The organism is Sphaerotilus sp., from assembly GCF_013299175.1.
In the GTDB taxonomy this organism is placed as follows: domain Bacteria; phylum Pseudomonadota; class Gammaproteobacteria; order Burkholderiales; family Burkholderiaceae_C; genus Sphaerotilus.
Map to the genome: position 1 here is coordinate 1 of NZ_JAAFKF010000063.1, position 24,268 is coordinate 24,268.

Genomic DNA, 24,268 nt, shown 5'->3' on the forward strand with positions numbered 1-24,268 from the left:
CCCGCGATTCCCCATGCGCCGACGGACTGGCGCGGGCCTCGGCGAAAATGCCGCCATGCGCCCACGCCAGCTCCATTCCGCCTCTGCCGGCTTCGAAGCCGCCCTGCACGTCGATCTCCTGCCCGACGGCCACCGCTCGCGCCGCCTGCACGGCCACAGCTTCTTCGCCACCGTGCGCGCCGAGCTGCCGGCCGGCTGGGCGCCATTCCCCGGCGGCGAGGTGGTCGAGCTGCAGCGCCGCATGGACGCCTGTGTCGCGCCGCTCGACTACGCCCAGCTCAACGCCATCGACGGACTCGCTCAGCCGACCGATGAAAACATCGCCCGCTGGATCCGCACCCGGCTGGAGACCACGTTCGACGTGCCTGGCATCGTGCAGATCGGTGTCCAGAGCACGGCGCACACCGGTGTCGATCTCGACCGCGCCGGCCACGCCCACCTCTGGCGCCGCTACCGCTTCCAGGCCGCGCACCGCCTGCCCAACGTGCCGCTCGGCCACAAGTGCGGGCGCATGCACGGCCATGGCTTCGAGGTCATCCTCCACGCCGACCAGGACATCGGCACCGGCGATCTCGGCATCGACTACGACCGCATCGACGCGGTCTGGGCGCCGTTCCAGATCGCGCTGAACTACCAGTGCCTCAACGCCATCACCGGGCTGGAGAACCCCACCAGCGAGGTGATTTCCGCCTGGCTGTGGCAGCGGCTCAAGCCCTTGCTGCCCGAGCTGTCCTGGGTGACGGTGTACGAAACCGGCTCCTGCGGCGCCAACTTCGACGGCGCGCACTACCGCATCTGGAAGGAAATGACGCTCGACAGCGCCATCCGCCTGCGGCACGCGCCCGCGGGCCATCTGCTCGGCGCCATCCACGGCCACACCTACACGCTGCGGTTGCACCTGAGCGCGCCGCTGGACGAGGTCATGGGCTGGACCGTGGACTTCGGCGACGTGAAGACGCAGTTCGATCCGATCTTCAAGGCCATCGACCACCGCCCGCTCCACGAGATCGCCGACCTGCCGGACGGGGACGCGCTGTCGCTGGCGCGCTGGGTGCTGGACAAGGGCAGGGCGGTGCTACCGGCGCTGGACCGGGTGGATCTGTATGAAACGCGGGGCTGCGGCGCGATCGTGATCGCCGCGACGGCCACGCAGGAGCTGGTGCCGGTATGACCTACACCGTCAAGGAACTGTTCTACACCCTGCAAGGCGAGGGCGCGCAGGCGGGCCGTGCGGCGGTGTTCTGCCGCTTCGCGGGCTGCAACCTGTGGAATGGCCGCGAGGAAGACCGCGCCGCCGCCGTCTGCAGCTTCTGCGATACCGATTTTGTCGGCACGGATGGCCAGGGTGGAGGCAAGTTCACGGCGCCCGAGGCGTTGGCGGAGGCGGTCGCGGCGCTGTGGCCAGCCGGGGCGGGCGGGCGGCCGTATGTGGTCTGCACGGGTGGCGAGCCGCTGCTGCAACTGGACGCGCCGCTGATCGACGCGCTGCACGCCCGCGGCTTCGAGATTGCGGTGGAAACCAACGGCACGCAGCCGGCGCCCGCGGGGCTGGACTGGATCTGCGTCAGTCCGAAGGCCGGCGCGGCGCTGCAGCTCACCCGCGGCGACGAGTTGAAGCTGGTCTACCCGCAGTTGCTGGCGCGGCCGGAGCGGTTCGCCGCGCTGGACTTCGCGCACTTCTTCCTGCAGCCGATGGACGGCCCGCAGCAGGCCGAGAACATCCGGGCGACCACGGCCTACTGCATGGCGCATCCGCAGTGGCGGCTGAGCGTGCAGATGCACAAGGTGGTGGGGATCGATTGACCGACAGGCCGCAGACGCAGGAGCCGGACCCGGACCCAAGCGACATCAGCACCGAGGAGTGGAATTTCGTGGCACCTGCGCCTGACGATGCGTTTCTCTGGACAGAACTGGTCCGGGCGGCGATCGCCCGCAACCACCCCTGGCGCCAGCCCGTGCTCGCCACCACCTGTGCCCGCCGTGGCGCACAGGCGCGCACCGTGGTGCTGCGCGAGGTGGATACCGCCCGCCGCACGCTGCTGCTCTACACCGACACCCGCTCACCCAAGGTGGCGCAGCTCGACGCCGATCCGCGGGCGCAGATCGTGTGCTGGTCGCCAGCGCTGGGCTGGCAGTTGCGGCTGAGCGTGGAGATCGGCGGCGAGACCGAGGGGCTGGACGTGACCTCGCGCTGGGCGCTGCTGCGCCACACCCGCGCCGCGCAGGACTACCTCTCGCCACAGGCGCCAGGCAGTGTGCTGCCGACCAGCGGGGACGCGGCTGCCGCACCGGCTGGCGCGCCACGCGGCGCTTTCGCCGTGCTGCGGGCACAGGTGCTGGACATGGACTGGCTCGCGCTCGACCCGGCTGGACACCGCCGCGCCATGTTCGATTACCGTGGCGCCGCACCACAGGTCCGCTGGTTGGTACCGTGAAGTTCAGTTCAGGCTGTGCGCGTGGCGGGTGCAGCGGTGACAATCACCGGCGCCTCCACTGACGAAACGAACCACCGTGTCCGCAATGCCTCTTTCGACTGCCGCCGCTCCTTTGTCCGTGCCCGATCGGCTGGCGGTGCGGCTGGGCCACGCGGGCCTGGTGCCGTTCGTGCTGGGGGCCTTGCTGGCGCTGCTGGTGCGGGTCGATGTGCTGCCGTACGTGGTGCTGTCGCTGTCGGTGTATGCCGGGCTGATCGTGTCGTTCCTGGGCGGCATCCACTGGGGCATCCTGATGGTGGCGCGCGACGCCACGCCGCGCCGGCTGGTCTGGGCCGTGCTGCCATCGCTGTTCGCATGGGTGTCGGTGGTGATGCCGCCGCACGCGGGGCTGGTGATCCAGGCGCTGCTGCTGATCGTGTGCTATCTGGTGGACCGGCGGGTCTACCCGGCGTACGGGTTGTCGAAGTGGCTGACGCTGCGCTTCAGGCTGACGCTGGTGGCGTCGATGAGCTGTTTCATGGCCGCTGCGGCCAGTGCCTGACCACGCCCACCCCGCCCTCCACGGAACCCCCCGCATGATCCGTTACCACGTCGAGATCGACGACCTCCACCGCCACCACTACCGCGTCACGCTCACCCTGCCGAACCCGGCGCCGCGGCAAAGGCTGTCACTGCCCGTCTGGATTCCCGGCAGCTACCTCGTGCGCGAATTCGCCCGCCACCTCTCGGCCCTCGACGCGCGCCAGGGTCGCCGCCTGGTGGCGCTGACGCAGTGTGACAAGCACACCTGGGAAGCCACCTGCACCGGCCGCAGCGCGTTGACAGTGAGTTGGCGCGTCTACGCCTTCGACAACTCCGTGCGCTGCGCCTGGCTGGACACGCAGCGGGGCTTTTTCAATGGCACCGGCCTGTTCCTCTGCGCTGAAGGGCGGGAAGCGGACGAGCACCGCGTCACCTTCGGCCCGCTGCCCGACGGCTGGGACATCGCCACCGGCCTGCCCGAAGTCGCCCCCCGCGAATACGCCGCGCCCGACCACGACGCGCTGATCGACCACCCCTTCGAGCTGGGCACCTTCTGGCGCGGCACGTTCACGGCCTGCGGTGTCGCGCACGAATTTGTCGTTGCCGGTGCGCTGCCGAGCTTCGACGGCGAGCGGCTGCTGGCCGACACGCGCAGGATCTGCGAGGCCCAGATCCGCTTTTGGCACGGGGATGCGCCCGCGCCGTTCGACCGCTATGTCTTCCTGCTCAACACCGTCGATGACGGCTACGGCGGGCTGGAACACCGCAACAGCACCGCGCTGATCTGCAACCGCCGCGACCTGCCCCGGCGTGGCGAGGCGGGGCTGAACGACGGCTACGTGACGCTGCTGGGCCTGATCAGCCACGAGTATTTCCACACCTGGAACGTCAAGCGCCTCAAGCCCCGCGACTTCGCCCCTTATGACCTGCGTGGCGAGAACTACACCGAGTTGCTGTGGTTCTTCGAGGGCTTCACCAGCTACTACGATGACCTCTTCCTGGTCCGCGCCGGGCTGATCGACCAGACGCGCTACCTGCGGCTCGTCAACAAGACGGTCAACCAGGTGCTGGGTACACCGGGTCGGCAGGTGCAGAGCGTGGCGCAGTCCAGCTTCGACACCTGGGTCAAGTACTACCGCCCCGACGAGAACAGCGCCAACGCCACCGTCAGCTACTACACCAAGGGATCGCTGGTCGCGCAGGCGCTGGACTTGACGCTGCGCCAGGAGGGCAAGGGCACGCTCGACGACGTGATGCGCGGACTCTGGCGGCGCAGCGGCGGCGGCCCGATCGGCGAGGACGACATCGCCGCGGTGCTGGCGGCGGTGGGCGGGCGCTCGTTTGCCGTGGAACTCGCGGCCTGGGTCCACGGCACGGACGATCTGCCGACGCAGACCCTGCTCGCCACCCACGGCACCGACTGGCAGCGCGACCGGCCGCTCTTCGCGCAGCGGCTGGGTGCGCGGGTGAGCGAGTCGCCGCAGGGGCTGAAGGTGCAGTCCGTCCAGCACGGTGGCGCGGCGGATCTGGCAGGGCTGTCGGCGGGGGATGAACTCCTGGCGCTGGGCGACTGGCGCGTGGTCAAGCCGGAGGATCTGGCGCTCTACGGCGCGTTCGAGCAGCCGCAGCCGCTGCTGGTCAGCCGCGACCGGCGCCTGCTGCGGTTGACGCTGCCGGCTTCGACGGCCGAGGGCGCCGTCACCCTGAGCTGGCAGGCCAAGCCCGCCGCCCGGCCGCGGCGGCTGCGGGCGGCCTGGCTGGGCGCCACCGGGGCCTGAGGATGCGCGCCGCATGGCGCCAGGGTGGGGCGTGGTGGGGGCTGGCGGTGCTGGTCCTGCTGCTGCACGGGCTGGCGCTGGACGGACTCGGCCGCGCGCTGGCGCAGGGCGAGCCGCCGGCGCCGTCGATCCGGCGCATCGAGGCCAGCTACACCCGCACCGTGGCGCAGTCGGCGCCGCCCGTCGGCCCGGCCGCCGCACCGGTGGCGGCACCTGCCACACGGCCGCGTCCCGCTGCGGCCTCGCCCGCCGCCGCGCCTGCCAGCGAGGCGGCGTCGCCGGTCGAGATCGTGGTGTCCGACCCGCCCCCCGCGGCAGCCGAACCACCCCCGGACCCGAACGCGGCCCCTGGCACCGTGGCCGCTGCACCCGTGGTGGCCGCGTCCGCGGTGGGGGCTGTGGCGCCTGCCAGTGCTGCAGCGGGTGCCGCCTCCGGACCTGCCTTCACCTGGCCCGCCTCGACCCGGCTCACCTACGCGCTCACCGGCTGGTACCAGGGCGAGGTCCACGGCAACGCGCAGGTCGAGTGGCTGCGCGACGGCGACCGCTACCAGGTCCACCTCGACGTCAGCATCGGCCCGCGGCTGGCCCCGCTGGTCGCCCGCCGCATGAGCAGCGAGGGCCGCATCACCCCCGACGGCCTGCGCCCGCTGCGCTACGAGCAGGCCACGCGCCAGATCCTCGGCGCCAGCCGGCTGGTGCAGATGGTGTTTCCCGACGAGCGCAGCGTGCGGCTGCAGGACGGGCGGCTCGCCAGCACCCGTGCCGATGTGCAGGACACCGCCAGCCAGTTCATCCAGATGGTCTACCTGTTCTCGGTGCGGCCGGCGCTGCGCGAGAAGGGCGGGCGGGTGGAGTTCGATCTGGCCTTGCCGCACCGGGTCCGGCGCTGGGCTTACGAGGTCGGCGACACCTTGCCGACCGCGACGCCGCTGGGCGAACTGGAGACCTTCCACGTCCGCCCCGTGCCAGCCCGCGACAGCGTGGCCGAGACACCGGGTGAGGCCACCCGCTCTGGTGGCAGCATCCTCAGCACACAGGTCTGGTATGCGCCCACGCTGCAGATGCTGCCCGTGCGCATCCGCATCGAGCAGGACGCCGAGACCTGGGTGGATCTGCGCCTGTCCGAGCCGCCGAAGCAGTCGGGGCCTTGACGCCTGCGCCGGTGGAGCTGCGTGAATTTGTCGCGGAAATATGTCCATACTCTGAGGGATGACACGCTCCAGCCGGGCATCTACCCTGAGCCCTTGTCCAGTGGAGCAACCTCATGTCAGACATCGATGTGAAATACGCGGCGCTCGGGGGTGCCGGCGGGTGGCTGGGTCCGGCCATGACACCGGAGACGGTGGCCCCGGATGGCGTCGGGCGTTACCGGCACTACCGCAGCGGCTCGATCTACTGGTCGCCGAGCAGCGGTGCCCACGAGGTGCATGGCCGCATCCGTGACCGCTGGGCCGCGCTGGGCTGGGAGCGCAGCTTCCTGGGCTACCCGCTGACCGACGAGACCGCCACGCCGGGCGGCGGCGGGCGCTACAACCATTTCCAGGGCGGATCGGTCTACTGGACCCCGGCCACCGATGCCCACGAGGTCCATGGCGCCATCCGCGGCAAGTGGGCCGCGCTGGGCTGGGAGCGCAGTGTCCTGGGCTACCCGATCACCGACGAGAGTGCCACGCCCGACGGCATCGGGCGCTACAACCATTTCCAGGCCGGATCGGTCTACTGGACCACGGCCACGGGCGCGCACGAAGTCCACGGCGCCATCCGCGGCAAATGGTCGAGCCTGGGGTGGGAACGCAGCTTCCTGGGCTATCCGCTGACCGACGAAACCACCGCCCCCGATGGGGTCGGGCGCTACAACCACTTCCAGGGCGGCTCGGTCTACTGGAGCCCGTCCAGCGGGGCACACGAGGTGCATGGCGCCATCCGCAACGAGTGGGCGCGGCTGGGCTGGGAGCGCAGCTTTCTCGGCTATCCCACCAGCGACGAACTCAGCACCGAGGACGGCAGCGGCCGCTACAGCGAGTTCCAGCACGGCTCGATCTTCTGGAGTCCGGCCACCGGCGCCCTGGCGTGCCGCGAGACCGTGCGGCTGCACATCAAGTGCCTGACCGCACCGACCCGCTTCAGCATCAACCAGATGATCGCCAACATGCGCGTGACCTACGCGACGGCGCAGATTGGCGTCAAGTACGTGTCCTTCGAGACGCTCAACCTGCCCGCGCTCAACGACCTGGATGTCGGCGGCTGCACGGCCGGCAGCGCCACGGCCGAGCAGATCGCCCTGTTCGCCAACCGCAACAACGTCACCGGCACGGACGTGGTGGTCTATTTCGTCCGCAGCACGCAGCCCCCGTTCAACGGCTGCGCCGCACACCCGGCAGGGCAGCCGGGCGCGGCGGTGGCCAGTGGCGCGAGCGCCTGGACGCTGGCGCACGAAGTGGGCCATGTGCTGGGCCTGTCCCACGTCAACGACAACAACCGCCTGATGACGGGCAATGGCACCGACAACATCACCAACCCGCCCCCCGACCTGATCGCGGCAGAAAGCGCGACGATGCTGGCCAGTGCCTCGACGGTCTGAGGGATGGTTCACACGGTTCACACACGTTTCGCGCTCTCTGGACTCTGGAGATAGACATGGCTGTCACGATGCAACAGGTACTCGCCGAGATTGACCGCGAGGAACCCGATTACCCGACGCTGGCGCGGTTTGGTGCCGACGCCCTGCCGCACCTGAAACTCATCGCCGGTGCCGACGATCCGCTCAAGGCGTCGAAAGCGGCCTACGCGGCGACGTTGATCGGCGGTGCCGGGGCCACCGAGCTGCTGCGCACCGCCGCCGAACACCACGATCCGCAGGTGCGGATTGCCGTGGCCCATGGCCTGCAGAACATGGGGTCGGCAGCGCCGAGCGATCTGGTGCTCAAGGGGCTGGGGGATGTCGATGCGGGGGTGCGCAAGCGCGCGCTCGGGACCGCCGGGATGCTGCGGCGGGCCGATTTCGGCCAGCAGGTCAACGCCATGGTCCAGCACGATCCGGCCGAACACCTGCGCAGCGCCGCCGCGGTGACGCAGAAACAGCTCATGGTGGCGCCGTGACCCGCGCCTGAAACAAGCGGGGTCGTCCTATAGTGCGAGGCGGTATTCCCACAGGACGACTCCATGACTTCCCCCGAAAACACGCCACTCCCCACCTACGCCACCCTCCTCGTCGAAACCCGCCCCGGCGCCACCGAGCAGGCGCTGCGCTACGGCTGGATCACGCTGAACCGCCCCAAGGCCCTGAACGCGCTCAACGACACGCTGATGGACGAACTCGGCGCCGCGCTGCTGGCCTTCGACGCGGACGACGGCATCGCCTGCATCGTCGTCACCGGCAGCGAGAAAGCCTTCGCGGCGGGCGCGGACATTGCCATGATGCAGCCCTTCGATTTCCCGAACGCCTACCGCAAGGGCCTGATCTCGCGCAACTGGGACACGATCCGGCAGGTGCGCAAGCCGATCATCGCCGCGGTGTCGGGCTTCGCGCTGGGCGGCGGCTGCGAGGTGGCGATGGGCTGCGACTTCATCCTCGCCGCCGACAACGCCAGGTTCGGCCAGCCCGAGATCAAGCTTGGCATCATCCCCGGCGCCGGTGGCACGCAGCGCCTGCCGCGCGCGGTGGGGAAAAGCAAGGCGATGGACATGGCGCTGACCGGCCGGATGATGGACGCGGTCGAGGCCGAGCGGGCTGGGCTGGTGTCGCGGGTCGTGCCGCTGGCAGACCTGCACGCCGAGGCGGACAAGGCGGCGCAGGCCATGTGCGGCTACTCGCTGCTGGCGCTGATGGCGACCAAGGAGTGCGTGAACCGGGCCTACGAGGCGCCGCTGACGGAGGGGCTGCTGTTCGAGCGCCGGCTGTTCCACGCGCTGTTCTCCAGCAGCGACCAGAAGGAAGGCATGGGCGCCTTCCTGGAAAAGCGCGCGCCGACCTTCACGCACCGCTGAAGACGCCCCGATGCCCCGCCTGCCTCTGCCTCGGTGCCTGACAGGGTGGCTGTTGCGCTGGATGGTCACGGCGGTGTGTCTGGCCGGGTGGGCGGGATTGGCTCCGGCCGCTGAGCTGGACGCAGCACAACGCCGCGAGGCGCTGGCCGCGCACAACCGCTGGCGTGCGCGGGTCGGGGTGGCGCCGCTGGTCTGGTCCGAGGCGCTGGCGCAGTCGGCGGCCCGCTGGGCGGTGCAGCTCGACCCCGGCGTGCCGGGTGGGGTGTGCCGCATGGAGCACAGCGACACGCCCGATTTCGGTGAAAACCTCTACTGGGCCAGCGCCGTGCAGTGGAGCAACGGGCAGCGCACCACGCAGGAGGTGCTGCCGGCCTTCGTGGTCGATGTCTGGGGGAACGAATCGGCCGACTACCGTGCCGATTCAGGCTTCTGCCGCCCGGGTCGCACCTGCGGCCACTACACCCAGATCGTCTGGAAAGACACGCGCGAGGTGGGCTGCGCGCTGCGGGTGTGCGGGGCGAAGGACCAGGTGTGGGTGTGCCAGTACCGGCCGGCCGGCAACTACATCGGCCAGCGACCGTACTGACCCACGGACGGGTTGAAAGCGGTTCAGAACACCGCCATGCTGAGCTTGCGGCGGTACAGGTCGATCACCGGATCCCCCGGCACCACCACGGCCTTGCCCGCGATCTCGACTGCGCCCTTCTTGGCCTCCGGTGCCGCCGTCTTGGGCGCCGGCTTGGTCATCAGCTCCAGGATGGCGACGTAGGTCTTGCGCGCCAGGCCGTCGCTCCACGCCTTGTCGCGCATCAGGATCTCCAGCAGCTCGTCCATCGCCTCGGTGAAGGCTTCGCAGGCCATCAGCACCTGGGCGCGCTCGTAGCGGGCGTCGAAATCGCGCTTGCTGGTGGCGATGGCGGCGTCGAGCGTGGCCATGTCGCGGGCGGTGGCGACACGCTCGCAGGCGGTGAGCCACACGCCCAGCGCCGCGATGCGGGTGTCCAGCATCGCCTTCGGGGCCATCGGAGCGTAGATCTGGCGCGCCTCGGTGACGTGGCCGTTCTGCAGCAGCAGCCGGGCGAAGTCGAAGCGGGTCACGTCGTTGGCCGGGTCGGTGGCCAGCGCGTCCTGCAGCTTGGTCAGCGCCGACGCGGTGTCGCCTTCCTCGACCAGGGCTTCGGCCGCCTCGGTCTCGACGGCGGCGTCGATCTCGGCTTCGCTGGGGACGTGCTTGTCGAGGAACTCGCGGATCTGCGCGGCCGGGATGGCCCCGACAAACCCGTCCACCGGCTGGCCCTGGCTGAACATCACGCAGAACGGGATCGAACGCACGCCGAACATCTGGCTGAGCTGGCTGGAGATCTCGGGCACTTCGTCGGCGTTGAGCTTGGCCAGCACGAAGCGGCCTGCGTAGTCGGTTTCGAGCTGTTCGAGCACCGGGCCGAGCTGCTTGCAGGGGCCGCACCACGGCGCCCAGATGTCGAGCAGCACGGGCTGCTGCATCGAGCCCTGGATCAGTTCGGCTTCGAAATTCTGGAGGGTGATATCGATCATCGGGTCTACCTGGGGGTGGGGGCGTGGCGCGCAAGGGGTGGTTGGGGCCGTCGGCTGGCCGGGGCGCCTAAAATCTCGCCTTTGTCCAGCCCGGAGTCTGCCTTGAACAGCGCAACGCCCGTGGTCGGCATCGTCATGGGGTCCAGCAGTGACTGGGACACCATGAAGAACGCCGCCCAGATTCTCGCCGACTTCGGCGTGCCCTTCGAAGCCCAGGTCGTCTCGGCCCACCGCATGCCCGATGACATGTTCCGCTACGCCGAGTCGGCGCGCGGGCGGGGTTTGCAGGCCATCATCGCCGGCGCGGGTGGCGCGGCGCATCTGCCGGGCATGCTCGCGGCCAAGACGCCGGTGCCGGTCCTCGGCGTGCCGGTGGCCAGCAAGCACCTGCAGGGCGTGGATTCGCTGCACTCGATCGTGCAGATGCCCAAGGGCGTGCCGGTGGCGACGTTCGCGATCGGCGTGGCCGGTGCGGCCAATGCGGCGCTGTTCGCCGTGGCGCTGCTGGCCAACCACGATGCCCGGCTGGCCGAGGCGCTCGACGCCTTCCGCGCACGCCAGACCGAAGCGGCCCGCGCGATGACGCTCGGCCCGCTGGACGGCCAGGGCTGACGCGCATGGCGATGCCCCGACTCCTGCCCGGCGACCGCAGCGCCGCCGACCCGACCCGCACCGTGACGCTGGGCGTGATGGGCGGTGGCCAGCTCGGCCGCATGTTCGTCCACGCCGCGCAGCAGCTCGGTTTTCGCACCGCGGTGCTGGAGCCGGACGACACCAGCCCGGCCGGTACGGTGGCGCATGTGCATGTGAACGCTGCCTACCTCGACGAGGCGGGCCTGCAGCGCCTGGCCGACACGGCGGACGCGATCACGACCGAATTCGAGAACGTGCCCGCCGAGGCGCTGCGCTGGTTGGCCGAGCGCCGGCCGGTGGCGCCGTCGGGCGACGCGGTGGCCGTGTGCCAGGACCGCGTGGCCGAGAAGGCGCATTTCACCGACTGCGGCGTGCCGGTGGCGCCCTACGCGGTGATCGACAGCGAGGCGGCCTTGGCGGCGGTGGGCGATGACCTGCTGCCGGGCATCCTGAAAACCGCCCGCATGGGCTACGACGGCAAGGGCCAGATCCGCGTCGCCGACCGCGCCGAACTCGCCGCCGGCTGGGCGGAACTCGGCGGCACGGTGTGCGTGCTGGAAAAACGCCTGCCGCTGGCGTTCGAGGTCAGCGTGCTGATCGCCCGTGGTGGGGACGGGCGCGTGGTCGCCTTTCCGCTGCAGCAGAACCTGCACCGCGACGGCATCCTTGCTGTCACCACCGTGCCCGCCCCGGCTGGCACGCCTGCGCTGGAATCGGAGGCAATCGGCTGTGCGGCGCGGCTGGCGGCGGACCTGGGCTATGTCGGCGTGCTGTGCATCGAGTTCTTCATCCTCGACGACGGTTCGCTCGTCGCCAACGAGATGGCGCCGCGTCCGCACAACTCCGGCCACCACACGATCGACTCGTGCGACGTGTCGCAGTTCGATTTGCAGGTGCGGGCGATGGCCGGGCTGCCGCTCATCAAGCCGCGGCTGTGCTCGCCGACCGTGATGCTGAACCTGCTGGGCGACCTGTGGTTCACGGCAGAAGGCACCGAACGCACGCCGGACTGGGCGGCCGTGCTGGCACTGCCGGGCGCGCACCTGCACCTCTACGGCAAGGAATCCGCCCGCCCTGGCCGCAAGATGGGCCACCTGACGCTGACGGCGGCCACGCCCGCAGCGGCGCGTGAGGTGGCGCTGCAGGCCGCGGTGCTGCTTGGCTTGCCGGCGTTCTGAGGACGGGATGACGGCATGGCACACCTGATCGACGCGACCACTGCGGCGCACCTCGCCGACGCGCTCCCTGGTGCGGTGGCGCGGCTGGCGGCGGGCGAGCTGGTGGCGTTTCCGACCGAGACGGTCTACGGTCTCGGTGCCCGCGCCGATGCGGCGGACGCCGTCGCGAAGATCTTCGCCGCCAAGGGCCGCCCGAGCGACCACCCGCTGATCGTGCATGTGGCCGACGCCGCTGGCGCTGCAGCGTTTGCGGCCGAGCTGCCGCCGGTCGCGCAGCGGTTGATGGCGGCGTTCTGGCCGGGGCCGCTGACGGTGATCGTGCCGCGCCGTGACGGCATCGGCCGGGAAGCGGCGGGTGGGCAGGACACGGTCGGCCTGCGCTGCCCGGACCACCCCGTCGCCTTGGCGCTGCTGCGTGCTGCGGCACAGGCGGGCGTTCCCGGCGTGGCGGCACCGAGCGCCAACCGCTTCGGCCGTGTCAGCCCGACGCAGGCCGCGCACGTCGCCAGCGAATTCGAGTCCGAGCCGGACCTGCTGGTGCTGGACGGCGGGGACTGCGCAGTCGGCATCGAGTCGGCGATCGTGGACTGCAGCCGCGGACACCCGGTGCTGCTGCGCCCCGGCTGCCTGACCGTTGCCGAGATCGAAGCCGCCGCCGGCGAGCCGCTGCGCACCCGTGACGCCACTGCGCCACGCGCCTCCGGCACCCTGGAAGCACACTACGCCCCGCAGGCCAAGGTCCGGCTGATGACCGCCGAGCAGTTGGATGCGGCGCTGACAGTCTGGGGTTCGACCGGCCGCGGCCACCCGGCTTCCTCCGCGGGGCCGACGCTGGCGGTATATTCCCGCCGACGGCGTGCAGCCGTTCACGGTGTGGTGCTGCAGCGGATGCCGGACGACGCGGCGGCGGTGGCGCATGAGCTGTTCGCGGTGCTGCGGACGCTGGACGCGACCGGCGCCCCGCTGATCTGGGTCGAACAACCTCCGCACGCGCCCGAATGGGATGGCGTGCGCGACCGGCTGCAGCGTGCGGCGGCGGCGGCCTGAGTCCACAGTGGACGAACTGAACCGGACGACCGGACGAATTGGAGTTTGCATGAATGTTCTGAAGTTTCTCCTCGCCCCGGCGCTGTGTGCCGCCCTGCTCGGTGGCTGCGGCGGTTCGTCGTCGCGGGTCGAGGACTACGTGCCGACCCGGCTCGTCGCCTTCGGCGATGAACTGAGCCTGATCAATGCCGATGGCAGCAAGTACAGCGTCAACGCCTTCAAGCCCAACACCGCCGTGCTCGACTGCGTCAACTACCCGGTGTGGCCGCAGGTCGTGGCCAGCGGTTTCGGCATGGTGTTCGCCGAATGCAACCAGGCGGCGGTGGCGACCACGGCCGCGGTGATGAAGGCCGCCGCGGGCGCCAAGGTGGCGGATGTGGCTGCCGCGGTGGCCGCCTACCAGGCAACGACCGTGTTCACGCCGCAGACGCTGGTGACGGTGATGGCCGGCCAGAACGACATCCTGGCCGCCTACGCCGCCTACGACGCCGGCACGCTCACCCGCGCCGCCGCCAAGACGCAGGCCGCGGCGGTCGGCAAGACGCTGGGCGCGCTGGTCAACCGTGTCGCCAACCTCGGCTCGGGTGCGCGGGTGCTGTACGCGACGCCGCCGAACCTGGGCTATTCCCCCTACGCCGCGACGGAAGTCGCCCGCACAGGGGACGCCGACCGTGCCGCCCTGCTGCGGGAGCTGACGCTGGTGTTCGTCGAAGGGCTGCGCACGGAAGTGCTCAACGATGGCCGCTACGCCGCGCTGATCACCGGGGACGAGCTGACCATCAGCCTGTCGGACCTCACCAGGATGACCGCCAACCTGCTGACGAACATCACCGATGCGGCCTGCACCACGGCCCTGCCGGCCTGCACCACCGCCACGCTCGTCAGCGGGGCCGCCGGCTCCGGCACGACCTACCTCTGGGCCGATGCCCAGCACCCGAGCGCGCTGTTCCAGAGCCGGGTGGGCGCTGCCGCGTTCAATCGCGCCCGCAACAACCCGTTCTGACCGCCTCGGCGCCCGCCGTGGCGCCGACCACGGCGTCCAGCACCGCCCGCGCCTCGGCCCCCGTCGCCAGCGGGTGGTTGAGCATGACCACGACGGCATGGCGGCGGCCGTCCTCGCCGTGGACCACGCCGGCCAGCGCCGCCACGTTCGCCAGCGAGCCGGTCTTCAGGTGCGCGCGCCCGGCGACCGAGGGGACGCGCCGTGCCGTCGTCTCGATGCCCGCCACCGGCAGCGAGGACAGCAGCTCCGGCATCCACGGCCGCGTCCACGCCCACTGCAGCAGCCGGCCCAGGCAGCGCGGGCTGATGCGCTCCTGGCGCGACAGGCCCGAACCGTTGTCGATCACCAGCTCGTCGTCGCGGCAGCCCTGTGATTGCACCAGCGCCTGCACTTCGGCCCGTGCGCCTTCCCAGTTCGCTGGCTGGGCGGGCTGACCGGGACTCAGCGCCAGCATCAGGTGCTGGGCGATGACGTTGTTGCTGTGCTTGTTCATGTCGCGCAGCACATCGGGCAGCGTCGGCGACAGCCCTTCGACCACCAGCGTCGTCCCGCCCGGCACGCGGCCTTCGCGCACCCGGCCTTGCAGGCGCCCCCCCAGCGCGCGCCACTGCGCCTCGATCGCCCGCGCGTTGAAGCTCGCCGGATCGGCGTAGGCCAGCGGCCAGACCTTGTCGCCGCAGCGGGCGGGCAGGGTACCGGCGAACCGCGGCCGGGTCGGGTCCGTGGCGTCGAGCTGCAGCCCCGCGCGCCAGTCCTCGCACGCCCCTTCGCCCAGCGGCACCGTCGCCGGCCACTGCACCCCCGCCAGCGGCGTGTCCGACCCCACCCGTGCCACCCCGCGGGCTGGATCGGGCCGGAAGGTCAGCAGCACGCTTTTCTGGTTCACCATCAGCGCATCCGGCCGCACGTTGTACGGCTTCAGCGGCTCGCCGTCGAAGGCGCCGGCCTCCACGGCGGGGATGGCATAGGCGCTGCGGTCGAGCACGAGGTCGCCGGCCAGCACCGGCCCGGTCACGGCCATCACCTGCCGCAGCAGCCCCCACAGCCGCTCGTTGACCCACCGCGGATCGCCCCGTCCTTGCACGTAGAGGTGGCGGCCATCGGTGGACACGGGCGTGTGCCACTGGAACAGCGGGCCGAGCCGCTCCAGCGCCGCCATCGACGTGACCAGCTTCATCACCGAGGCCGGGTGCGCCAGCGCGCTCGGCTGGTGGGCCAGCGTCGCCGGGCCACCCTCGATCGGGGCGACCCAGGCGTACAGGCTGTCCTCGGGCAACTGTGCCCGCGCCAGCGCAGCACGCACGGATTCAGGCAGCGGCGTCTGGGCTGCAGCGGGGAGGCAGAACGCTGCACAGGTCAGCAGACGGCACAGGAAACGGGGCATGTCAGGCACATTGGGCATGCCTGGATCATACGAAGCCGCTGCGAAGCCGCGTTGGGTCGGCCGGTACACTGGCGGCCATGTCTGCTCCCCGATCCGCCCCCCGCCTGCTGGCCCTCGACACCGCCACCGACACCGTCCACCTGGCCCTGGTCCTTGGCGCGGACGTGCTGGTGCGCGCGCTGCCCGGCGGGGCGCAGTCGTCGGCTGCGCTGCTGCCGGCGATCCGCGGTCTGCTGGCCGAAGGGGGCCTTGCGCTGCGCGCGCTGGACGCGATCGCCTTCGGCCATGGCCCCGGCGCATTCACCGGATTGCGCACGGCATGTGCGGTGGCGCAGGGGCTGGCGGTCGGCGCGGAGCGGCCCCTGCTGGCGCTGGACACGCTCGCTGCCCTGGCGGAGTCGGCGCGGCAGCAGGGCCAGCCGGTCGCGATCGGCGATGCGGTGTGGAGCGTGCTCGATGCGCGCATGGGCGAGGTCTACGCGGCGCGCTGGTGCCGCGGCGCGGACGGTGGCTGGACGGCAGACAGGTCGGTGGCGCTCTACAGCCCCGCCGCGCTGGCCGAGGCGATCGAGCAGGCACCAGCCCCGCTGGCGGGCAATGCACTGGCGGTGCAGGCCGAGGTGCTGGGGCCGCTGGCGGCGCGGCTGGGGCTGGCGACGTGGCCGGCGGCGGTGCCAGAAGGTGGGGCGCTGGCGGTGCTGGCGCGGGTGGCGCAGGGGCGGGGGGCGTGGATCGATCCGGCGCTGGCCTTGCCGCTGTACGTGCGCGACAAGGTGGCCCAGACCACGGCGGAGCGCGCAGCCGTCCGGGCGGCTGCGACCGTGGCGGTGGTGGGAGCGGCGTGATGGCGGACGGCGCCCAGGCCCTGCCCTTGACCCTGCTGCCGATGGCGGTGCAGTTGCTGGACGCCGTGCTGGCGATCGAGGTGCGGGCGTATCCCTTTCCGTGGAGCCGTGCCAATTTCGTCGATTCGATCGCGGCGGGGCACCTCACGCACTGTCTGGTGGCGCCCGATGGCGAGTTGCTGGCCTACCAGGTGGCGATGGCCGGGTTCGAGGAGTGGCACCTGCTGAACGTGACCGTTGCGCCCGCGCACCAGGGGCGCGGGCTGGCCACGCAGTTGCTGCACCGGTTGATCGACCACGCCCGTGGCACGGGGGCGGAGTGCTTGTGGCTGGAGGTTCGTCCGAGCAATGCACGGGCGCGGCGGCTGTACGCGCACCTGGGCTTCGCGCAGGTCGGGGTGCGGCGCGGGTATTACCCGGATGGGCGCGGGCAGCGGGAAGATGCGCTGGTGCTGCGGCTGTTCCTGCAGGCGGGAGCAGCGGCATGAGCGTGGCCTACAGCGAGCGGCAGCGGGCGATGCTGCAGGAGATGGGGATTCGGGTGTGGGCGTCGCCGGTGCCGGTGCCGGTTGCTGCGTCTGTGCCAGTGGTCGAGGCGGCGGCCGAGAAGGTGGTGGCCCCAGTGGTGGTGGCTGCCCCTGTTGCGAACCCTGCATCTGTCTCTGCGCAGGGGATCGCGCTGCGGCCGTCGGGCGTGGCGGCGATGGACTGGGACGCACTGCGCGCGGCGGTGTCATCGTGCCGGGCCTGTGCGCTGTGCGAGCGGCGCACGCAGACGGTGTTCGGTACCGGCCATCCGCAGGCGCAGTGGATGCTGATCGGTGAAGCGCCGGGCGAGCAGGAGGACCGGCAGGGCGAGCCGTTCGTCGGCAAGGCGGGGCAGTTGCTCGACAACATGCTGCGCGCCGTCGGCCTGACCCGCGGCGAGGCGCCCGCGCACGAGCAGGTCTACATCGCCAACGTGCTCAAGTGCCGCCCGCCGCAGAACCGCAACCCGGAGCCGCAGGAGGTCGCGCAGTGCGAGCCGTACCTGTTGCGCCAGATCGCGCTGGTGCAGCCGAAGCTGATCCTGGCGATGGGGCGGTTTGCGGTGCAGTCGCTGCTGAAGACCGGCGAGCCGATCGGGCGGCTGCGCGGGCGGGTGCATGAGGTGCCGGGGTTGCCGGGCGTGCCGGTGGTGGTGACGTACCACCCGGCGTATCTGCTGCGCAATCCGATGGACAAGGCGCGGTCGTGGGAGGATCTGTGCCTGGCGCGCGAGGTGATGACGGACGTGTGACCGGGACACTGTGAGGATGCCGTGGCGGCTCACAACACCCGCAGCGTTCGCCCGATCAGCTTCATGTCTGTCCACACCCCGGTCTCGTCCACGTACCGCGCCTGCAGGGCCAGCTTGGTCGGCAGGATCACCTCGCGGTACGTCCGCTCCGGGTCGCTGCTCTGTGCCAGCAGCGTGCCCTCGTCGCGGTATTCGATGGACGCGAAATCCGTGATGCCCGGCCGCACGGACAACACCTTTTCGCGCAGATCGGCCGGGTACAGCGCCACGTAGCGTGGCACCTCCGGCCGCGGCCCCACCAGACTCATCGTCCCTGCGAGCACATCGAACAACTGCGCCAGCTCGTCCAGCTTGGTGCGCCGCAGGAAGGCGCCGACGCGGGTGATGCGGGTGTCCAGGCCGACGGTGAGCTGCGGGCCGTGGTCGGCGGGGTTGTGCGCCATCGTGCGGAACTTGTGGATGCGGAACTCGCGCCCGAAGCGGCCCACGCGCACCTGCCGGTAGAACACCGGGCCGCGCGAGTCGAGCTTGATCGCCAGCGCCACCAGCAACAGCGGCAGCGCGAGCACGGCCAGACCGAGGCCGGACAGCAGCAGGTCGAGCAGGCGTTTGGACATGGTGTGCCGCCGCGCGGGTATCCGGTGTCAGCCCTGCAGCGCCCGCCGCAGCGCCGCTGCCACCCGCCGCACATCGTCCTCCGTCATCCGCGTGTAGAGCGGCACGCTCAGCATCCGCTCGTAAGCCCGCTGGCTGTGCGGGAAGTCGCTGGCCTGCAGGTCGTAGCGTTCGCGCCAGTAGGGGTGCTGGTGCAGCGGGATGTAGTGGACGCTGCAGCCGATGCCCGCCGCGTAGAGCGCCTCGATCAGCGCGTCGCGGCCGACGGGTGCGTCGTCGGTCAGGCGCAGCACGTAGAGGTGCCACGAGTGCAGATCTCCGCCGACCGGCTTCGGCGGCAGGACCAGCGGCAGGTCGGCCAGCAACTCGTCGTACAGCGCGGCGAACCGGGCGCGCTTGGCCTGGAAGTCCTGCAGCCGCTTCAGTTGGTGCAGGCCCATCGCGGCGGCGATGTCGGTCAGGTTGTACTTGAAGCCCGGCGCCACGATCTCGTAGTACCAGCTTGGCACCTTGGCGGTGAAGCGGTCGAAGGCGTCGCGGTTGATGCCGTGCAGGCGCATCACCTTCATCCGCGCCGCCAGGGCCGGGTCGCGCGTCACGGCCATGCCACCTTCGCCCGTGGTGATGGTCTTGTTGGCGTAGAAGCTGAACACGGTGATGTCGCTGCCGAGCGTGCCCACCAGCCGCCCGCCGTGCGTGGTCGGCAGCGCGTGGGCGGCGTCCTCGACCACCTTCAGGTTGTGACGGCGGGCGATGGCGAGCACGGCGTCCATGTCCACCGCGAGTCCTGCGTAATGCACGGGGATGATCGCCTTGGTGCGCGGCGTGACCGCGGCTTCGATCGCGGCGGGGTCGATGTTCAGCGTCGCCGGGTCGATGTCCACCAGCCGCACGTCCGCCCCGAGGTAGCGCACGACCTCGGCGGTGGCGGTGAAGGTGTGCGTGGTCGTGATCACCTCGTCGCCGGGGCCGATGCCGAGGGCTTCGAGCGCCAGGTGCAGACCGGCGGTGGCGGAGTTGACGGCGATGGCTTCAATGCCCGGTTCACCCCCCAGGAAGGCGGCGAAGTCCTGCTCGAAGCGGCGGGCCTTCGGGCCGGTGGTGACCCAGCCGGATTTCAGGGTGTCGATGACCTCGGCGATTTCCTCGTCGCCGATCTCGGGCAGGGCGAAGGGGAGGAAGGGCAGGGCGGTGGGGGCAGCGGAGTCGGTCATGCGTGTTCAGTGGGGGTCGCGGGGCTTGAGCCGCGTGAACTCGTGCGGCTCCAGCAGTTGGGCGAAGTCGCGGTCGAAGGTGATCAGGTGGGTGCCGAGGGCGCGCGCGGCGGCGGCGATCCAGGCACCGGGCACGGCATTGGCCGACAGCGCCTTGCCGCGGCACAGCGCAGCGAACATCGGCCACGCCACCCTGGTCTGGGGCATTTCGCAGCCGGGCTGGGCCAGCAGCGCGTCCAGAAAATCGAAGGCTTCGTCGGCGCTGGCGGGCGTGTCGAAGATCCGCGGATGCGTGACCAGCCGGACAAAGGACGCGCAGACCATCGGCAGCAGCAGCAGCCGGGCGCCGGACTGCCCCGCGTGCAGTTGCGCGGTCAGCCAGTCGCGGGCGGTGGCGTGGTGGGCGTGGTCGCCGCGGAAGGCCGCGACGAGCACGTTCACGTCAGGCGTGGCGGTCGAGCGGGTCATCGTGGCCGTCAAGGGCGGTGTCTGCATCGGCGGCGTCGAGCAGGCTGCGGTTGCTGCACGGGTCGATTCCCGGACGCAGACCGCCGCCGCCCCGCGTGAACACCGGCACTGGCCGCACCGGCTGCATGGCCCGGTCACCCGCCGCGGGCACCCGCAGGCGCAGGCTCAGCCCCTCTTCGATCAACCGGGTCAGCGACGTGCCTTCGAGCGCGGCGGCGGCCTTGGCCTGGCGCAGCAGGTCGCTGTCGATGTCGAGGGTGGTCTTCATTCGGCAGAGCGCCACTGCGGCTCAGATCGCGTCGCTGACGACGGCGCAGGTCACGGCCATGGTCCACCCGGACTGGCTGTTGCCCGCCGCCATCGCCGGCTTCACGGCCGCGCAGATCCCCTTCATCGCCGTCGGCTGGAACTGGATGGGCGCGAGCTGGTTGAACGCCTTGTCGCCGAGCGCCTTCGCCGCGATCCCGGCCACGGCCACCGCAGGCGTGGTCAAGTTCTCCAGCACCGCCACCGCCGGACTGGACGCCGCCCATGCCGCCGCGTTCACGGCCGGCCAGCTTGCGGTTCTGGCATCGCCGCAGTCGCTGGGCAAGACCGCCGTGGCGGCCCTGAGTGCGGCGCAACTGGCGGCCATTCCGACGGCCAAGTGGGGTTCGATGGGGGCGGCCTGGCTGAACGCGGTGCCGGCGTCCGTCTTCGCGACGATCCCGGCGGCCAGCGTGGCCAAGTTCAGCAGTGCGGCCTGTGCAGGGCTGGATGTGGCGCATGTGCAGGCGCTCACCACCGCGCAGATGGCGACGCTCTTCTACGCCGAGAGCCTCAGCCTCGCGGCGGTGGCGGCGCTGGCACCGTCGCAGGTCGCTGCGATCAGCACCAGCTTCTACTGGATGAGTCCGGCCTGGCTGAATGCGCTGTCGCCGGCGGCCCTGGCGGCGATCCCGGCCAAGGGCATCGGCCAGTTGGCGGCCACGACCGTCGCCGGTCTGGACACGGCGCACCTGCAGGCGCTGACCGGCCCGCAACTGGGCACGCTGAGCCTGAGTTCGCTGACGGCCCCCCAGGTGGCGGTCCTGTCGGGCACGCAACTGGCGAGCATCAGCGCCGACCGCTGGTACTGGCTGAGTGCTTCGTGGCTGAACGCGATTCCGGTCGCGACGTTCAAGACGCTGCCCGGCACCACCCTGGCCAATCTCTCCTCCGCCGGCGTGGCCGGGCTCGACCTGGCGCATGTCGCTGCGCTGACCACGGACCAGCTCAAGACGATGGCCTATCCGCAGTCGCTCAGCCTGGCGGCCGTGGCGACGCTGACCCCGGCCCAGGTGGCGGCGATCGGTGGCAATTTCTACTGGATGGCCCCGGCCTGGTTCAACGCGCTGTCGCCTGCCGCGTTCGCCGCGATCACGCTCCAGAGCATCGGCCAGATCGCCAACGCCACCATCGCCGGCCTCGATGTGGCCCACACCCGGATGTTGACGGCGGTTCACCTCAATGCGATCAGCCTGAACGCCCTGAGCACCGCCTCCATCAGCGCACTGCTGCCGTCCCAGGTGGCGGCGATCACGCAGACCTTCTACTGGCGCGAGCCGGCCTGGCTGAACGCGCTGTCGGCCGACGCCTTTGCCGCCATTCCCCCGGCCGGCATCACGCAGATGAAGAGCGTGACCATCGCCGGGCTGGATGCCATCCACGTCGGGGCCATGACCGCCGCCCAGGTCGCCGCCCTCGACTACTGGCAGCGCACGTCGCTGACGACCGCGCAACTGGGCTGGTTCTCCGCCAGCGGGATCGCCGGTTTCACCACCGCCCAGCTCGATGACCTGACCCCCGCCCAGCTCGCCGGACTCACCGCCGTGCAGGCCGCCGGTCTCACCACCACCCAGCTCGCCAGCCTGAACTACGCGCAACTGGCGGCGCTGTCGGCGTCGGCCGCCTCGGCGTTCACGCCGGCCCAGGTCGCGGTCCTCGGCACCAACCTCAGCGCCCTGGCCCCCGCCGCCATCGCTGCCCTGTCGGTGAACACGTTCAAGCAACTGTCGTTCATGCAGTTGAGCAGCCTGGAGTCCGACCAGGTGGCCGTGCTCACGTCGGCGCAACTGGCCTCGCTCAGCGCCACACAGGTCAACTACCTCACCTCCGGCCAGCTCGGCGCCCTCGGCAGCCACATCCAGTCCCTGAGCACCAGCGCCGTGACCGGCCTGAACAACACGCACCTGATCGAGGTCTACGCCGCGCTCAGCGCGGCGCAGATCGCCGCGCTGACCCCGGCACAGACCGCCGCGGTGCAGCAGGCCGGCTCGGCGGTGACCACGCTGCTGGGCGCCCTCACCGACGCCAGCGTGCGCACGCAGGTCGAGGCGGTGATCAACGCCGGCCAGTCGCTGTTCAGCTACGGTGCGCTGGTCAAGGTGCTGCAGGGCGTCGATGCCACCATCGGCAGCGGCGGGCTGACCCAGGCGCAACTGAACGACCTGAAGGCGCTGACGACCGCAGTGGGCCAGTCGCTGGGCACGGACTCCTACCTGTACCGGGTCACCAGCGATGTCGTCAACGGCAACAAGTCCAACGCGACCTGGACGGGGGGATCGGCCACCAGCGTGGCGCTGGGCAACCTCGCCGTGGGCAGCTCGGCGGACCAGATGGGCAAGCTGATCAGCAAGTGGTTCCTGGGTGGTGACCTGCCGACCTGGACTGGCTCGACCGGCTACACCACCATCAGCGCCCCGCTGTTCTCCGCCGCCGGCCCGCTGGCTTCGGATGTCACCCAGGGCGGCATCGGCGACTGCTACCTGATGGCGGCGATGGTCGATCTTGCCGACGACTACTCGGCGCTGCTGGAGTCGATGTTCATCGACAACGGCAACGGCACCTGGGGCGTGCGCCTCTACGGTGCCAACGACGATCCGCTGTACGTGACGGTCAGCAATGTCCTGCCGGGTGGCTGGGGCCGTGCGACCTCGGCCTCGGACAGCCTGTGGGTGTCGCTGATCGAGAAGGCGTATGTCGAGTGGGAAGTGCAGACCCGCAACGAGACCAACAACTACGACTCCATCAACGGCGGCTGGGACTGGGGCATGCTCGCCATCGCCGGCCGCAGCAGCACCTACTACTCCGCCAGCAGCATCACGCTGAGCACCTGGACCACCACCACCAAGGCCACCGTGATCTCCGCCCTCAACAGCGGCCAGGAGGTGATGCTCAGCAGCGGCATCAACCTCGCGGACGTGGACAACGGCAAGACCGATCTGGTGCCGAGCCACATGTTCGCCGTGCTCGGCTACGACGTGGCCAAGGACGAGCTGATCCTGCGCAACCCGTGGGGCAATGCCGGCGGCAGCAGTTGGAATGGCGTCTTCGACCTGAAATTCGAGGAGCTGTGGGCCGTCGGCAATGGCCTGCTCGTGACCAACGAAAGCGCGCCGACCGGCGCAATCGACACGAAATACGCGGTGAATGCGTCCGTGGACCAGCTCTTGCAAGCCATGGCCGCCAACACCGGGGCCGTCGGTGCGGCCACCATGTCGCTGGCCGGGGCCAACTCGCTGGACAATACGCGGCTTACCCTGGTGTCCGCTGCCTGATGACCGCTTGATGATCGCCTGATTGGCGCCCGTCACCGTCGTCAAGAACGGCGACGACGCGCAAGGCATCCATCGCCGTCCGGTGCTGGGTGCCTTTGTTTTGTGCTGTGCAACCTCGCGTTCCCTCGTTCCTCCTCCTGTCTCCCATGAATCCCACCGCTGCTGCCACCCCGCCGGACTCCGGCCTGTGGTCCCTGCTCGCGATGGCCGCGCTGCACGGCGTCGCCGCCGACGAGCCGCAGTTGCGCCACACCTTCGGTCACCGGCCGTTCGACCTGCAGACGCTCCTCCTCGCCGCCAAGTCGCTCGGCCTGACCGCCAAGGCGCTGCGGCAAGACCCGAAGCGGCTGGCCAAGGCGCCGCTGCCCGCCGTGGCCTGTGACAAGGCGGGCCGCTTTTTCATCGTCGCCAAGTTCGACGCCGGCCCGGCCGCGGCCCCGGACGCCCGCGTGCTGATCCAGCGCGCCGGGGAGCCGCCCGCCATCCTGTCGATGACCGAGTTGCTGGCGACCTGGACCGGCGAGCTGGTCTTCTTCACCAGCAAGGCCAGCTTCAGCGGCCAGATGGCCCAGTTCGACTTCACCTGGTTCATCCCCGCGATCGTGAAGTACCGGCGGCTGCTGGCGGAGATCCTGCTGATTTCCTTCGTGCTGCAGCTCATCGGGCTGGCCACGCCGCTGTTCTTCCAGGTGGTGATGGACAAGGTGCTGGTCAACCACGCGATGAAGACGCTCAACGTCATCGC

General features: G+C 70.6%; 25 protein-coding genes. 19 read left to right on the forward strand and 6 right to left on the reverse strand.

Annotated elements, in window-relative coordinates; all coding sequences use genetic code 11:
- The first annotated feature begins 55 nt into the window (after positions 1 to 55).
- From QZW52_RS11890 to QZW52_RS11935, 10 genes are all read left to right on the forward strand, one after another.
- Positions 56 to 1,171, forward strand: a complete 1,116-nt coding sequence (locus QZW52_RS11890) for a 6-pyruvoyl trahydropterin synthase family protein (RefSeq protein ID WP_293998947.1) — start codon at positions 56 to 58, stop codon at positions 1,169 to 1,171.
- Positions 1,168 to 1,803: a 7-carboxy-7-deazaguanine synthase gene (gene queE, locus QZW52_RS11895; RefSeq protein WP_293998948.1), complete on the forward strand. Its 636-nt coding sequence runs from the start codon at positions 1,168 to 1,170 to the stop codon at positions 1,801 to 1,803. Before QZW52_RS11890 ends, queE begins: the two co-directional genes overlap by 4 nt.
- Before the next feature lie 68 nt (positions 1,804 to 1,871).
- Positions 1,872 to 2,435: a PNPOx family protein gene (locus tag QZW52_RS11900; protein ID WP_293998950.1), complete on the forward strand. Its 564-nt coding sequence runs from the start codon at positions 1,872 to 1,874 to the stop codon at positions 2,433 to 2,435.
- A gap of 85 nt (positions 2,436 to 2,520) precedes the next feature.
- Positions 2,521 to 2,976, forward strand: a complete 456-nt coding sequence (locus tag QZW52_RS11905; RefSeq protein WP_293998952.1) for a DUF3429 domain-containing protein — start codon at positions 2,521 to 2,523, stop codon at positions 2,974 to 2,976.
- Between the two features lie 34 nt (positions 2,977 to 3,010).
- On the forward strand, positions 3,011 to 4,735 hold the full coding sequence (locus QZW52_RS11910) for a M61 family metallopeptidase (RefSeq protein WP_293998953.1): 1,725 nt from the start codon (positions 3,011 to 3,013) through the stop codon (positions 4,733 to 4,735).
- A 2-nt stretch (positions 4,736 to 4,737) separates the two neighbouring features.
- Positions 4,738 to 5,889, forward strand: coding sequence for a DUF3108 domain-containing protein (locus tag QZW52_RS11915; protein ID WP_293998955.1), 1,152 nt, complete (start codon positions 4,738 to 4,740; stop codon positions 5,887 to 5,889).
- A gap of 113 nt (positions 5,890 to 6,002) precedes the next feature.
- Complete coding sequence (locus QZW52_RS11920) at positions 6,003 to 7,319, forward strand: LGFP repeat-containing protein (protein ID WP_293998956.1); 1,317 nt, start codon at positions 6,003 to 6,005, stop codon at positions 7,317 to 7,319.
- Positions 7,320 to 7,375: 56 nt separating this feature from the next.
- Entirely contained in the window at positions 7,376 to 7,837 is a 462-nt protein-coding gene (locus QZW52_RS11925) for a HEAT repeat domain-containing protein (RefSeq protein WP_293998959.1), read from the forward strand.
- 63 nt (positions 7,838 to 7,900) lie between these two features.
- Entirely contained in the window at positions 7,901 to 8,725 is an 825-nt protein-coding gene (locus QZW52_RS11930) for an enoyl-CoA hydratase (RefSeq protein WP_293998962.1), read from the forward strand.
- 10 nt (positions 8,726 to 8,735) lie between these two features.
- Entirely contained in the window at positions 8,736 to 9,311 is a 576-nt protein-coding gene (locus QZW52_RS11935) for a CAP domain-containing protein (RefSeq protein WP_293998965.1), read from the forward strand.
- A gap of 23 nt (positions 9,312 to 9,334) precedes the next feature.
- Here QZW52_RS11935 and QZW52_RS11940 read toward each other — a convergent pair whose 3' ends face one another.
- A complete protein-coding gene (locus QZW52_RS11940) occupies positions 9,335 to 10,279 on the reverse strand; it encodes a tetratricopeptide repeat protein (RefSeq protein WP_293998968.1) in 945 nt (314 codons plus the stop codon).
- Positions 10,280 to 10,414: 135 nt separating this feature from the next.
- On the opposite strand from QZW52_RS11940, the gene purE reads away from it, so the two are divergent.
- From purE to QZW52_RS11960, 4 genes are read left to right on the forward strand one after another with little or no spacing between them, the layout of a single operon-like run.
- On the forward strand, positions 10,415 to 10,891 hold the full coding sequence (gene purE, locus QZW52_RS11945) for a 5-(carboxyamino)imidazole ribonucleotide mutase (protein WP_293998996.1): 477 nt from the start codon (positions 10,415 to 10,417) through the stop codon (positions 10,889 to 10,891).
- A gap of 11 nt (positions 10,892 to 10,902) precedes the next feature.
- Positions 10,903 to 12,090: a 5-(carboxyamino)imidazole ribonucleotide synthase gene (locus QZW52_RS11950; RefSeq protein ID WP_293998998.1), complete on the forward strand. Its 1,188-nt coding sequence runs from the start codon at positions 10,903 to 10,905 to the stop codon at positions 12,088 to 12,090.
- A 15-nt stretch (positions 12,091 to 12,105) separates the two neighbouring features.
- On the forward strand, positions 12,106 to 13,137 hold the full coding sequence (locus QZW52_RS11955; RefSeq protein ID WP_293998971.1) for an L-threonylcarbamoyladenylate synthase: 1,032 nt from the start codon (positions 12,106 to 12,108) through the stop codon (positions 13,135 to 13,137).
- Positions 13,138 to 13,186: 49 nt separating this feature from the next.
- Positions 13,187 to 14,140: an SGNH/GDSL hydrolase family protein gene (locus QZW52_RS11960; protein WP_293998974.1), complete on the forward strand. Its 954-nt coding sequence runs from the start codon at positions 13,187 to 13,189 to the stop codon at positions 14,138 to 14,140.
- Here QZW52_RS11960 and dacB read toward each other — a convergent pair.
- Positions 14,112 to 15,542 (reverse strand): D-alanyl-D-alanine carboxypeptidase/D-alanyl-D-alanine endopeptidase, encoded by a 1,431-nt coding sequence (gene dacB, locus QZW52_RS11965; protein ID WP_293998977.1) that lies wholly within the window; start codon positions 15,540 to 15,542, stop codon positions 14,112 to 14,114. The two genes, QZW52_RS11960 and dacB, sit on opposite strands and share 29 nt — an antisense overlap.
- A 59-nt stretch (positions 15,543 to 15,601) precedes the next feature.
- On the opposite strand from dacB, the gene tsaB reads away from it, so the two are divergent.
- Genes tsaB through QZW52_RS11980 form a run of 3 tightly spaced genes read left to right on the forward strand, consistent with a single transcriptional unit; the run spans position 15,602 to position 17,648 of the window.
- A complete protein-coding gene (gene tsaB, locus QZW52_RS11970) occupies positions 15,602 to 16,369 on the forward strand; it encodes a tRNA (adenosine(37)-N6)-threonylcarbamoyltransferase complex dimerization subunit type 1 TsaB (protein ID WP_293998979.1) in 768 nt (255 codons plus the stop codon).
- Positions 16,369 to 16,857, forward strand: a complete 489-nt coding sequence (gene rimI, locus QZW52_RS11975; RefSeq protein ID WP_293998981.1) for a ribosomal protein S18-alanine N-acetyltransferase — start codon at positions 16,369 to 16,371, stop codon at positions 16,855 to 16,857. The genes tsaB and rimI overlap by 1 nt, the downstream gene beginning before the upstream one ends.
- Entirely contained in the window at positions 16,854 to 17,648 is a 795-nt protein-coding gene (locus QZW52_RS11980; RefSeq protein WP_434738323.1) for a uracil-DNA glycosylase, read from the forward strand. The genes rimI and QZW52_RS11980 overlap by 4 nt, the downstream gene beginning before the upstream one ends.
- A 29-nt stretch (positions 17,649 to 17,677) precedes the next feature.
- Here the strand turns inward: QZW52_RS11980 and QZW52_RS11985 are convergent, their stop codons facing one another.
- The 4 genes from QZW52_RS11985 to QZW52_RS12000 are packed head-to-tail and all read right to left on the reverse strand — an operon-like array spanning position 17,678 to position 20,213.
- On the reverse strand, positions 17,678 to 18,265 hold the full coding sequence (locus QZW52_RS11985; RefSeq protein ID WP_293998983.1) for a sugar transferase: 588 nt from the start codon (positions 18,263 to 18,265) through the stop codon (positions 17,678 to 17,680).
- A gap of 27 nt (positions 18,266 to 18,292) precedes the next feature.
- Positions 18,293 to 19,477: a DegT/DnrJ/EryC1/StrS family aminotransferase gene (locus QZW52_RS11990; RefSeq protein ID WP_293998985.1), complete on the reverse strand. Its 1,185-nt coding sequence runs from the start codon at positions 19,475 to 19,477 to the stop codon at positions 18,293 to 18,295.
- Positions 19,478 to 19,483: 6 nt separating this feature from the next.
- Positions 19,484 to 19,957 (reverse strand): TA system VapC family ribonuclease toxin, encoded by a 474-nt coding sequence (locus tag QZW52_RS11995; protein ID WP_293998987.1) that lies wholly within the window; start codon positions 19,955 to 19,957, stop codon positions 19,484 to 19,486.
- Positions 19,920 to 20,213, reverse strand: coding sequence for a DUF2191 domain-containing protein (locus tag QZW52_RS12000; RefSeq protein ID WP_293998988.1), 294 nt, complete (start codon positions 20,211 to 20,213; stop codon positions 19,920 to 19,922). Before QZW52_RS12000 ends, QZW52_RS11995 begins: the two co-directional genes overlap by 38 nt.
- Between QZW52_RS12000 and QZW52_RS12005 the strand changes: the two genes are divergently transcribed.
- Positions 20,203 to 23,523 (forward strand): C2 family cysteine protease, encoded by a 3,321-nt coding sequence (locus QZW52_RS12005; RefSeq protein ID WP_293998991.1) that lies wholly within the window; start codon positions 20,203 to 20,205, stop codon positions 23,521 to 23,523. The two genes, QZW52_RS12000 and QZW52_RS12005, sit on opposite strands and share 11 nt — an antisense overlap.
- 146 nt (positions 23,524 to 23,669) lie before the next feature.
- The coding region (locus tag QZW52_RS12010) for a cysteine peptidase family C39 domain-containing protein (protein WP_293998993.1) at positions 23,670 to 24,268 on the forward strand (599 nt) is incomplete at its 3' end.